Source organism: Algoriphagus sp. SE2 (assembly GCF_039563885.1).
Lineage (GTDB): Bacteria > Bacteroidota > Bacteroidia > Cytophagales > Cyclobacteriaceae > Algoriphagus.
Map to the genome: position 1 here is coordinate 1 of NZ_JBCLWJ010000032.1, position 12,274 is coordinate 12,274.

The 12,274-nt window shown below is 36.8% G+C and carries 9 protein-coding genes; all 9 read left to right on the forward strand.

What is annotated here, in order from left to right:
- The first annotated feature begins 44 nt into the window (after positions 1 to 44).
- Positions 45 to 884, forward strand: coding sequence for a CPBP family glutamic-type intramembrane protease (locus AAGF08_RS20010; RefSeq protein ID WP_343513207.1), 840 nt, complete (start codon positions 45 to 47; stop codon positions 882 to 884).
- Positions 885 to 1,003: 119 nt separating this feature from the next.
- Positions 1,004 to 2,698: an amidohydrolase gene (locus AAGF08_RS20015; RefSeq protein ID WP_343513208.1), complete on the forward strand. Its 1,695-nt coding sequence runs from the start codon at positions 1,004 to 1,006 to the stop codon at positions 2,696 to 2,698.
- A 98-nt stretch (positions 2,699 to 2,796) separates the two neighbouring features.
- Complete coding sequence (locus tag AAGF08_RS20020) at positions 2,797 to 3,921, forward strand: AraC family transcriptional regulator (protein ID WP_343513209.1); 1,125 nt, start codon at positions 2,797 to 2,799, stop codon at positions 3,919 to 3,921.
- A gap of 173 nt (positions 3,922 to 4,094) precedes the next feature.
- Entirely contained in the window at positions 4,095 to 6,272 is a 2,178-nt protein-coding gene (locus tag AAGF08_RS20025) for an alpha/beta fold hydrolase (protein ID WP_343513210.1), read from the forward strand.
- Between the two features lie 299 nt (positions 6,273 to 6,571).
- The gene (locus AAGF08_RS20030; protein WP_343513211.1) at positions 6,572 to 7,168 is read left to right on the forward strand and encodes a hypothetical protein; all 597 of its coding nucleotides are present in this window, start codon (positions 6,572 to 6,574) and stop codon (positions 7,166 to 7,168) included.
- Positions 7,169 to 7,254: 86 nt separating this feature from the next.
- Positions 7,255 to 8,265 (forward strand): hypothetical protein, encoded by a 1,011-nt coding sequence (locus AAGF08_RS20035; protein WP_343513212.1) that lies wholly within the window; start codon positions 7,255 to 7,257, stop codon positions 8,263 to 8,265.
- A 225-nt stretch (positions 8,266 to 8,490) separates the two neighbouring features.
- Positions 8,491 to 9,081: a helix-turn-helix domain-containing protein gene (locus tag AAGF08_RS20040; protein ID WP_343513214.1), complete on the forward strand. Its 591-nt coding sequence runs from the start codon at positions 8,491 to 8,493 to the stop codon at positions 9,079 to 9,081.
- 133 nt (positions 9,082 to 9,214) lie between these two features.
- The gene (locus tag AAGF08_RS20045) at positions 9,215 to 10,207 is read left to right on the forward strand and encodes a hypothetical protein (RefSeq protein ID WP_343513216.1); all 993 of its coding nucleotides are present in this window, start codon (positions 9,215 to 9,217) and stop codon (positions 10,205 to 10,207) included.
- A gap of 317 nt (positions 10,208 to 10,524) precedes the next feature.
- The gene (locus AAGF08_RS20050) at positions 10,525 to 12,105 is read left to right on the forward strand and encodes a S41 family peptidase (protein WP_343513217.1); all 1,581 of its coding nucleotides are present in this window, start codon (positions 10,525 to 10,527) and stop codon (positions 12,103 to 12,105) included.
- Positions 12,106 to 12,274: the final 169 nt, after the last annotated feature.

Genomic DNA, 12,274 nt, shown 5'->3' on the forward strand with positions numbered 1-12,274 from the left:
ATTGTGATGCATTCATCAATATCATATAAACGCAATAGACAGATATGAAACCATTTTTAAAAGCTATTCTGTTTTTAGTAATCTTATGGATATTTGATTTTTTACTTCGAAAGGGATTAGTCGCTAATTTTATTCCCTTTCAATTGCCTCATAATTTTACAATGTTGTTCTTGTTTTCACTATTTGCATTTTCCAGTTGGCTCATCACCAAATGGTTTTGTAAAAAGGATAAAATGACGCTGTATGATTTAGGTATTTCACTTGATAGGAAAAACCGATTCGAATTCCTTTACGGATTCTTAATTGGAATTTTTTTATGGGCCATTGTTTCGATTGTACAATCCTACACGGCAGGCTTTTCATGGGAATTGAGGGCCAACATTTCACTTTTTAATATACTTTATGGGCTAATATTCATTTTTATCGCGGATTTAGGTACGGAGCTTTTTACAAGAGGCTACCCATTGAAAAGGTTAGAAGATAGTGTTGGTGCCAATGCTGCAATTCTTGTCATGGTTTTCTTTGTTGGACTTAAAAGTTATTCATTTGATGCTGAAGGGGAATTGCTCATTTATAGTATTTTAATTCCTGCCTTACACACCATTTTTTTTAGCATCATCTATTTTAAAACCAAAAGATTAGGTGCCGCTTTAGGAATTCATACTGGTGCTAATTTTATAACAATAAGTGTTTTTGATTTACGAATAGAACAACCAATGCAGGCGATTCCATCAGGGATTTTGCAGTCAAATGTAGGTTTGGAAACGTTATCGCTTACTGCTTTGCAACTACCATGGGTTGTCATGGCTTTAATATTTAGTATTGTCACTTATTTTTGGTGGACAAAAAACAAACGCATCACAACAATGTATAATCGGCATTAAAACGTCCGCTTATACAAAACCATTAGCATTAATTATTAAATTGAACTTTCGTCGAAAACGAAGGTTACTATAAGTAAACAGGAAAATTAACTCTAAAATATTCAAATCAGATTTTTTGCATGAACAAAATCTTTTTCCTTATTCTAATCCTGTTCTGTCTATCCTGTGATAAACAGCCTGACCCAAACATTATAATAACCGGAGAAAACATTATCACAATGAGCGATGATTCTCCTACTGCCATAGCTATTTATGACAATAAAATTATAGCTTCAGGTACTCTAGAAGAAATCATAAAATTGAAAGGAGAGGATTCAAGAATTATTGATTTAGGTGAAAAAGCTCTTATACCTGGGTTTATTGACGCTCATGGGCATCTTTCTATAGTTGCAAATAGGTTAGGTTTATTAGACCTCTCGCCACCACCTATAAATAATATATCAAGCATTGAAGACATTATTAATTCTTTAAATGAATGGATAGAAAATAACGAAATAAAAGAAGGAGAATTAGTTTTTGGTGTTGGATATGACGATTCATTCTTAATGGAAAAGAGACATCCAAATAGGTACGATCTCGATAAAGCATCAAAGAAACATCCTATTATTATCAGACATGTTTCTGGTCACTTAATTGCGGTTAACTCCCTTGCATTAGAGACCTATGGCGTGACATCTAATACTGAAGCACCACCTGGTGGTGTTATACAACGCATTTCAGGCGGTAAAGAACCTAACGGGATCATAGAAGAAACTGCTATGGGTCTCTTCCCAAGAGAGTCTGAACAAACTACCGATGCTGAAAAACCAATCCTTATGAGGAAGGCATTTGATCTTTACGCAAGCTATGGCATCACTACAATTCAAGATTGCAATGTTGGCTTAGCATATGTAGAAGAGAAGTACACAGAGGTGATGGACACCCCATTTCCTATTGATGTTGTAAGCTACGTATATGGAAATGGATTAACGGACCAACAGCTAGACAACATAACATTCAGTAAGCAATACACCAATGGATACCGGAACGCGGGTATTAAATTTGGATTGGATGGATCTCCACAAGGAAGAACAGCATGGCTCTCAAAACCATATACAAATGGCCCTCCTGGAGCTAAAGATGATTATGTTGCCTACCCAACTTATGATTCATCTTTATATAAATACAGGGTGAAAAAAATGATTGACAGAGGCGCACAGGTCTTAGTTCACGCAAATGGCGATCAAGCAATCGAATTAATGATCAATGGTGTAGCCGAAGCAGTTAAAGAGCCGCCTATTTCAGATCATCGATCTGTCATCATTCACGCACAACTAATCAGAGAAGATCAATTAAATCGCGCAAAACATCTTAATATCATCCCCTCATATTTCTCTGCCCATCCTTTTTTTTGGGGAGATTGGCATAGGTTAAGTTTTGGTGATGAAAGAGCCAGTTTTATCAGTCCTGTAGGAGCTACAATTGAAAAAGGGATACCATTCACCATCCACAATGACTCTCCAGTAATACCACCAGATATGATGAGACTAATTAGTATTACAGTGAATAGAAAAACGAGGAACCGAGATATTCTTGGTGCTGATCAACGAGCCACTGTCATGCAAGCATTATACGCCAGCACACTAGGTGGTGCTTATCAGTACTTTGAAGAAGATATGAAGGGAAGTATTGAAGTAGGAAAATATGCTGACCTAGTTATTCTTAGTGAAAATCCATTATCAGTTAACCCTGATAGTTTGGATCAAATCCAGATAATTGAGACATTTTCTAAAGGCAAATCTGTTTATAGAAAGTCTGATTTGGCTAGCAATTAATGATAACAAAACCTATACGCAATACCCTTCGGGATACTGCGCATAGCCAAACCGTTGTGTTTCATTAAGGACGACATGCAACCAATTTTTGAAATCGCATGGATCAAATAGCGAATGTTATTATATGGGTAATCGTAATTCAAGGAGTATTCCTTGGATTTACCTATATATTCTCCAAAAAGTCAAAAAGCAATGCCAATAAAATTTTAGGCTTTTTTTTACTGGCCTTTGTTTTTGAAGCCTTGTCCAGTGATTTCTTTCCCTATAATTATATTGGCAGTTACCTTATAGGTGATTATTTCGGTATTCCCGAGGTGAAACTCTTTTTTCCTGTCTTATTTCTCCACTACGTACTGGAAAAGCTTGATCGGGTATCCACCTACAAAATATACCTTAAGGTCAATTATTTCCTTGCGATCCTTATTTTCTGTCTGACCCCTCTTAACATTATTTTCCATCTAGCTTCCAGTACTTCCATTAGGTATGTTTTTGGTGTAGAGTTGACCAACACTCTCTTTATGACCTCTCAGTATGGTGCTTTCCTTTTGACGGTTACGGCATTTGTGATTTCAATCTTGGAGACCTACCGATATAGGACCATTGTTCAGAATGAGTTTACAGACTTTGCCATGCTCCAAATCAACTGGCTTTGGCAATTTATCCTTATCCTGTTGCCCATTATTGTTCTTTGGGGATTTGAGTTGGCCTATGTCCTTTCGGGTGGAACCGGTCCCTCCGACTATCTGAGTGTTACCTGGATTTTCATTTTTATTTTTCTTTATTTCTTCAGCTTCAAGGCGTTTAAAAACCCCAATCTTTTCGAACATGTTCCGCTCTATACCCTGAAGGAAAAAGAAGGGCGGGACGATGGAAAAGAAAATCATCCGTGCACTGAAGACAACAGTGCGAGGATCATTTCAGCAATGGAAAATCGGCAACTCTACTTAAACGAAGAGTTAACGCTTCATACTTTTGCGAAAGAAATTAATATGTCTTCAAGACTGATTTCATCCTGCATCAATAAAAACATGGGGGTCAATTTTAACGAATGGGTCAACCATTTCAGGGTTGAAAAAGCGGTTGAGCTAATTAAATCCGATGTAAAAAACACCCTTTCGATTGAAGGTATCGGAAGCGATTCCGGTTTTAAATCCCGCTCGGCCATGTATGCTGCCTTCAAGAAAAAACTAGGGCATTCTCCGGGTCATTATAGAAAAATCTGATGTCCTGATTCCCGCAATCGGTAATCCATTTGTCCTGACTCCTGTAAATACACCATGAGTTTGTCCTGCATCCTGTATCGAGTACATGCTTTATTTTATTTGTGTTTTCGCACTGTATAGATTTGAATTAAGATACTTAACAACAAGAAGTTTAATTCTAAAATCATTGCAAAATGAAAACGCTATTACAACCCATAAACAACTCCAAAAGAATTGAAGTGGTAGATGCCTTGAGAGGGTTTGCTCTACTGGGAGTTTTATATGCCAATATTCCTTTTGGAGGAAATCCTCCCATCGTATCCGCATATGATGAGACCCTACACTTCCTCTACAATTTTCTGATCTCAAAGAAATTTATCTCCATATTTTCGATGCTGTTTGGTTTTGGTTTTTTCATCCAATTTTCACGCGCCCAGGAAAAGGGGATTCATTTCAATAGCTATTTTTTAAAAAGGATGGGCCTGCTCTTTCTCATTGGCTGCATCCATTCTTTCGTGCTTTGGAATGGTGATATCATCATGTCCTATGCATTTGGTGGAGTCTTCCTGTTGCTATTGAGAAACTGGCCTGTTAAAAAACTGATGATACTGGCTGTCATCTTCAATGTACTTTTAACCGGTGCAACATTCATTGGTAACAGTGCCTTAGGATGGGCGGTTTATGACTATGATTTTGCCATCATCAATGACCTTGGACTCACCAATTCCTATTGGGAATATGTAAAATTGAATTGGATTACGTCTCCATGGGTTAACTTTTTAAATGACATGCCATTGACCCTATTTTTCACCTTCGGCAACATGCTGATCGGAATGGCACTGGGGAAGATTGGTTTTTTCACTTCCGATAATGGATTCAAACGATTAAAGACAGGATTCGTGGTTTCCGGTGTCCTACTGGGACTACCGGCAAGCTATTATTTTCATTTGATAATGACCGGACAGTTAGCATTGGACATTCCCATGTTATGGGTTCCTTTTGCCATCATAGCGGGCATGTTACTTCAAAGTCTCGCCTATATCACTCTATTTGCAGCCCTATACAGGGTTGTCATCTTTCAGAAGATCCTGTCAGGATTCAAGTATGTTGGAAAAACAGCTTTGACTAATTATCTGAGTCAATCTGTATTTTACCTGATTGTTATTTACCATTGCACAAATTTGTTTCAGTTATATGGGAAACTTTCCGAACCTGAAAACTACCTTTTGGCAACATTATTCTTCATCCTACAATCCATCGCCAGCTATTTTTGGTTAAATACATGGCGTCAAGGTCCAATAGAATACCTGTGGAAGAAAATGAGTTACTCAACAATTAAGCAGGAGCCTAAAATAGCGAACACAAGCAATCAACCAGCCAGGAGTTTTCGAAGAGTAATTCAAATTTTCATAGCTCTGATTACATTGTCCTTTGTTAGTTCTTGTGCCAGCACAAAGCAAGGGTTAATCGAAAAGAATGAAGACCTGGAAATCCATATGGTTAAGAGTGGAAAGGACCTGATAGAGACTGGAATAGAACTTCCTCCACATGGCAAAAAGATACAAGGTATGGTGGTTTTTGTTCGTGGATCCGGGTCAGGAGATATGCGAGATTATTTCCCTGGATTTTTTGACGCATACCTTAGGAATGTGTTTCTCGACAAAGGCTATGCACTTGTTGTTTGGAACAAAAGGGGAATTGGAAATTCCACAGGAAACTGGAAACGATACAGCTCATTTACCCTGATGGCTGAGGATGCGATTAACATCATCGACCATTACATTGGAGTAGACCCCAAGCTTGGTCGCAATGTAGGAATCGTGGGCCATAGCCAGGGAGGCTGGGTAGTACAGCGGGTTGCGGGGATGGAATCAAATGTAGACTTCGCTATATCGCTCGTAGGTCCTGTCACCACCCTTGCTGAGCAGGACCTTTATCGAGAAAGAAACTTTCTTGAGTGTGAAGGTTTGGAAGGAAAAAAGCTGGAGCGAGGAATAAAAAAGAGAATGAGGACTCACAATATGTGGCGTAAATTGGGTGGTTGGTTCCCGTATTTTGAGCTTGGTTTCATGCATAATATCGTAGATGACTCCACCTCAGAGGATCTGAAAAAGACCAAAATACCATTATTATTAGCATACGGTGGATCTGACGGTCTTGTCTCACTTGAGGACAACCAAAAACGGTTGATAGAGGTTTTTCCATCCGGCCTTCCAGGAAATATACAACTGCTTTTGGATCCAGTAGCCGATCATTATCTCACGGTGTATGACCGTCTATGCAATGACCATGATACCATTGCTGAGAGGGGATTCTCATCAGGGATGCATGATGGATATATTGAATGGCTTGAGAAGTATGCATTCAACTGATTTCATCTTCAAGCACACTGATAATAGTTTTTGGTGTTTCGATGTTTCATTATAGTTTAATAATCTGCTTTATGTTACCAGGACTATTAAAACTTCTGGTCTGCTTCTAATACTTTGCTAAACCTGGATAATAAAATTGGAAGTTTATTTTAAAAAAAGGACAGAGGAAAAAAGTCATAATATTGCTTAAATTATAATTAGTACTTGCTAAAAAATGGAATTGAAACGAAACATAACATTATATAAGCCAATAAAACGGCTTATACACACACCGTTGGCAGTCATTAAACTGAGATATTATGAAATTAGCAAAAGCATTTTGGATATTAGGTAATCTACTGGTAAATATTACTATAGGGATTTACATTTATCTTTCAAGTAAGGCGCCAGTAGATGTCGTTGAAAGATATAGCTACATGAATGAAAATTGGAGTATATATGCAGGCCATTGGAAGGCTGAATTTGTCTTTATGACCATGATAGCAATTGGTGCTATATTTTTTGCTATTAACTCTAAAAAGGTTAGTTGGTCACTAATTTCTGTGGGCCAATTAATTTCACTCACTTTATATCCACTAATGCTTGGTGGTTATAATAACACACCTGTTGAATTAGCTGAAATGGCAAATCAAATAGCAATTGTTGTATTTGTATTTGGAAATATAGTATACTTAGGAGGTTTGATACATCTCTATCTCTATGATTCTTTATTAAAGAAATGGATTCGATTTTCTGCGGTTTGTATTGCAAGCCTTGCTCTAATTGCTTTTTCCATTTCATTCATGGGCTTTATTAGCTGGAAACAAGCATTAATCATCGGCCCTCTTACAAATTTGTTATTTCTAATTAATGCCTATTATGGCTTTAAAATTAATTTAGAAAACATGAATTTATAATTTAATGAAATGCCAACAACTTATATAAGCCATACCCTTCAGGATACGCCTCATATACTAAACCCTAAGGCATTAAAAAAAACGATATGAAGGGAACAATACATATAAATAGGAATCTTATCAATTTTGGAATTCCTCTTGGACTTTTAGGCATTCTAATTTTGCTAATGAAGTCTTCATTTATAAATGGGAATGAGACTTTGAACTTTGCAATAACGGCTGATCTGCTTTTGATAGTTCCACTTGTTTACTTTCTGCTAATTCGAAAATCCGATATACCTAATACCACGGTTATTCCTATTATGATAATTGGACTTTTAGTCGGTTCATATTTTTTACCGCAAGAAAGCCAAGCATATTTATCACTCTTCAGAACTTGGGCTTTACCAGTCATTGAAATCTCAATATTAACTTTCATTGTAATTAAAGTCCGTAGAGCCATTAAAACTTACAAAGAACTAAAAAGTGCAACACCTGACTTTTATGATACATTAAAAAAGGTTTGCAGCGAAATTTTTCCCAAAAAACTTGTCTTACCATTTTCAACAGAGGTTGCTGTTTTCTACTATGGCTTTATAAATTGGAAAACAAGAGAAATTAATGAAAATGAATTTACTTATCATAAAAATAGTGGAACACCGGCACTATTTGGCGGATTCATAATGATAATTGGAATTGAAACTGTTGCACTTCATTTCTTACTTGCTCGTTGGAGTATAGTTGCTGCTTGGATTTTAACGGCATTAAGCGTTTACACTGCTATTCAAGTGTTCGGATTTGCAAAATCACTTTCCAAAAGACCTATTTCGATTAACAAAGACAGTTTAACTTTAAAATATGGCATTTTAAATGAAGTTGATATTCCCTTTTCAGACATTGACAAAGTTGAACTCTCGAGAAAGTCGTTAGAAAAAGAAGAATTGACCAAAACACTTTCGCCACTTGGAGAACTTGAAAGTCATAATGTCATAATTTACTTGAAAAAGGAGAACGAATTAGTTGGTCTTTATGGAATAAAAAAGAGATTTAACCTACTTGGACTACATATTGACGAACCCAAAGAATTTAATGAAAGAATGGAAAACGCCTTACAATAACAGCTTTATGTAATCTCTTGTTCTCCCCTACTTCTTAAATCAGTAAGGATTTTCAGTTTGGTTTGTACCTGCCTGCCTGCAGGCAGGCTTGCAAAGTTAATTGCTAAACCACGCAACTAATCATAGCCAAACCGTTGTGCATAATTCCCAACGAGGCACACCCCTCAGTCCAAGATTTGGTATATTTAAATCAAATAAAATAAAATAGCGGAGGAAAAGCTTTTTGTGAAGACATCTCATACAGTTGGACAGGAAATCAAATCAAGAAGAAACAATCAAGGATTGTCCATAGAAGCCCTGTCCGAGATATCGGGTGTTTCTGCACGAACCGTACAACGGATAGAAAATGGAGAAACAACTCCCAGAGGACACACACTGCAAGTGATTGCCGAAGCACTTAAATGTGACATCACAGAACTGACCCAATCCTTGTCTCCTGCTCCCCTCGAAGATGAAAAAGAAAACGTGAAATGGCTAAATCTATCCGCATTAGTGGTCATGATCATTCCGGCCACTAACTTGATCCTCCCATTAATACTATGGATGAGGTACCGGAAAACCGAACTGCTGATGGCGGTAGGAGGAAGAATCTTAAGTTTTCAAATTCTTTGGACCATTTTTACGGCGATGGGACTGATTTTAGCGCCTTTCATAGTACGCCTTTTCGACCCCCCACCCTTAAACACTACAGGTTCGGTCATCTTTACTTATGTTATTTTTTGGTTTTACAACATTGCAAGCATCCTGAATACTGCTCAAAAAATCCAAAAGGAGCAATGGGAAAAAGTGCATTCTAAGGTCATAAAGCTCATTTGACCACAATATGACATAGAAATGTCATGATTATGTCATTGTAGGTCATGACTGATTTGGGCTCCTTTGTTCAAACAAAAGGCATAGCATCTATGTGCTGAGCGGACAACTTATTAATCAATAAAATTTTTATAAAATGAAATTTGTAAAACGAATACTATTGCTCTTATTAGCCTTAATCCTTGTGGGAGGTATCGGTAACTTTTTTTATTTTAAGAATAAATTCATGAATGCTCCTCCAAGTACAATAACTGTATCAAATCTGGGGGAACAGTTTGAGTTTGTTTGGAGCAAGGAAAAGTTAAACAATAAAATAGAACCTCATGCTGCCATACTTGTCCCAGTAACTATTGCCGGGGTAGATCGCACATTATATATGCAATTTGATACCGGAGCGCCTTCAACTGTTTTTAGTTACAAAAATGTGCTTTCGATTAATGAAAAATATGGAGACATCTTTCAAATTGATACCCTTGACAATCGGATTCGGGTGATAGATACCTCTTTTAAAGTTGGAACGGTGGATATCAAAGCAAGTTCTATAAGCTTTAGGGGTATGGGGAACAAAATCGACTGGTCAGACAGTACTTCAGTGATCATAATAGGCACTGTAGGATCAGATTTTATGGAAAACCATACCTTAATAATGGATTATAAGAAGGAGCAAATCACACTTGCCGAATTTGTCCCAGAAAAAATTGAAAAAGAAGCGGAGTTCCTACCCTTCACTTTTGATGGACGTAAAGTATTTCTGTCGGCCAAGCTAAATGATACACCGGCAAACTTATGGTTTGATTCGGGCTCCAGCGCTTTTGAATTGATAGTAGATGAAGATACATTTTTGGAATTAGCTAAACCAGGGGCTAAAAGAGAATCCTTTCTCGTCAACTCGTGGGGCAGCCAGATACCTGGTCATAATATTGAAAGTAAAGGAGTATTTGAATTTGGCTCAACTACAGCACCACTTACCTATGTAACGAATTTCGAATGGCCTAATAAATTAATGGTATGGACGATGAAAGCTTCCAGCATAGGTGGAGATTTAGGCGGGATGACAGGGAATAAATTATTTTTAACTAAAACTTTGGTTATAGACAGTGCCAACTTACGTTATGCTGTGCTACCGTAGTTATTCTCATGTCTGTTATTAAATCTTTAAATTATGTCTGAACCACAGTAATTATGATGTTTGCAAGTTCCATACTGATTTTTCAGATCAAATTCTCCAAATTAGCATTCTATAAGCATCTAAAACTATGCACAACAAACACTAAAAGGCGAAGAGATCCATTTAAAAGACAATGAAAAAAAAGCAACTTCGGAGCTTCTAGCAACTGGGGTGCATACTCATTTTAGTTGAGCGTTGGCATTAATTAAGAGAACATAAAAGGGAAAGCCCTCAAATAGAGGTTGTTTTCACTTTTGGGACTAAATATTTCTAAAACAATGATAAGACTAATAATATCGACATTCCTTTTAATTCTATTTGTTTCTTTCAGTCCAATAAATAAACCTTTACTAAACAAAAAGCAAACCTATTCACTATTTGAGATGATGATTTCAGACATTGAATACTTTGATGCTGAGATGAGGCTTACTCGAGATAACAATAAAGAAGTCTCCTGGCAAGATTACAAAGCCTTTCATAAAAAAAACTGGAATAATAGCGTCTCGCCAGAAGAGCTTAAAAATCTCTTTTTAAAATTTAGACGCGGATATCTTAACGGTCATTCACATTTGGAATTTTTATATCCAATAGAAAAGACAAATAATACTTATGCCGAATATGAGAGCAACTTTAAACTTGGGTATACTTACCCTGATATTAGTTTCTATAATGTTGAAAATGGGAACAGCATAGTTTCAATTAATAACAAACCGATTAAAGAAATATTTTGGGATTTTTCGAACTATGAAACTACAAAGATTAGATCAAATGCTGTATTAAAAAACTTCAGTTCATATTTCAATCAGCGCTATTTGCGTGTGGGTGGTGAAACTCCTTATTTGGTCTCATACGATGATCAAAAAGTGGACTCTGTTCATTACAACACTGTTGAACCATCCGATGAAGATGTATTTTTTGATGGTCTAGAACTTGACGGTTATGAGGATTGGGAAACTGTTGAAAAGGGGTATAAAGTTGCATTGCTAAAGAAAGATAATGTTGCACTCATCAAGATAAAGAACTTCATCTACATGCAAGGCTTTGGTGGAGATATGAATTGTTCGGGTTCACTAGACGAAATTAAAGATTCAACAATGTGCAAAGATGTCAAACGTCTCATGCGAGGTTTGGAGTCTATTAAGGATAAAACAAACTACTTAATCTTTGACTTGCAGGATAACCTAGGAGGAAATGAAAATACACCATTTGTCAAAATGTTCAGCCCCGCACCATTTACTGATACACGCGTGCAGTATCGTAAAACCAAACTAATGGAAGATTCCTTAACGCGAAATGCACTCAATTACTTCAGTCCAAATGCTGAAAATTGGTACAGTTCAATTCGGGAGAGTGGTGTATATGACAAAGTTAAATATGGGGATTTCTTGCCTGCGAGAGGTGACTTTTGCCAAGCAGATGACGAATGTGGATTGGGGACTATACAGCCTAACAATGAATTGATTACAAAGTTTGAGAAGATTATCATTCTCACCAATGACGGCACAGGAAGTTCCGCAGATGATTTTGTTTTTCGTTTTAAGGAATTTGGGGGAGCTTATATAGCTGGACAACCTCAATCTGCAGACTTGACCTATTCCTTGATCTCCGTGGTTTACTATATTGATAAAGAGGGGAATCTAGACAGAGTCTATTATGGAAATGCACAGAAAAAACCAAGCATTGCTGGAGAAGAGCTATTTAAAATTAATATCCCTTATTCAAAGACTATAGATAAGAATGGAAATATGCTCCAGGGGAATCCAGTACCTATGGATTTATTAGTTCCTATTACGCGTGATAACTTTACAAATATAAAAAGAGATGTTCTTGACCGAGCTATTGAGTATTACTGTAACTAATACCAACAAAACCTAAACTCCATTAAAACGCAGTTTAGCCAAAACGTTGTGCTTCATTCTAACCAACAACTAATCAATGATACATTTCTTTAGAAAAATCCGATACGACTTTATGGTGAAAAACAAAACTGGAAAGTATTTAAAGTATGCGATTGGCGAGGTTCTACTG

What these genes read in the sequence shown, in the direction of transcription:
- AAGF08_RS20035 (WP_343513212.1), top strand. Translation starts at nt 7,255, where the DNA reads ATGAAGGGAACAATACATATAAATAGGAATCTTATCAATTTTGGAATT.
- AAGF08_RS20015 (WP_343513208.1), top strand. Translation starts at nt 1,004, where the DNA reads ATGAACAAAATCTTTTTCCTTATTCTAATCCTGTTCTGTCTATCCTGT.
- AAGF08_RS20025 (WP_343513210.1), top strand. Translation starts at nt 4,095, where the DNA reads ATGAAAACGCTATTACAACCCATAAACAACTCCAAAAGAATTGAAGTG.
- AAGF08_RS20010 (WP_343513207.1), top strand. Translation starts at nt 45, where the DNA reads ATGAAACCATTTTTAAAAGCTATTCTGTTTTTAGTAATCTTATGGATA.
- AAGF08_RS20045 (WP_343513216.1), top strand. Translation starts at nt 9,215, where the DNA reads ATGAAATTTGTAAAACGAATACTATTGCTCTTATTAGCCTTAATCCTT.
- AAGF08_RS20020 (WP_343513209.1), top strand. Translation starts at nt 2,797, where the DNA reads ATGGATCAAATAGCGAATGTTATTATATGGGTAATCGTAATTCAAGGA.
- AAGF08_RS20050 (WP_343513217.1), top strand. Translation starts at nt 10,525, where the DNA reads ATGATAAGACTAATAATATCGACATTCCTTTTAATTCTATTTGTTTCT.
- AAGF08_RS20030 (WP_343513211.1), top strand. Translation starts at nt 6,572, where the DNA reads ATGAAATTAGCAAAAGCATTTTGGATATTAGGTAATCTACTGGTAAAT.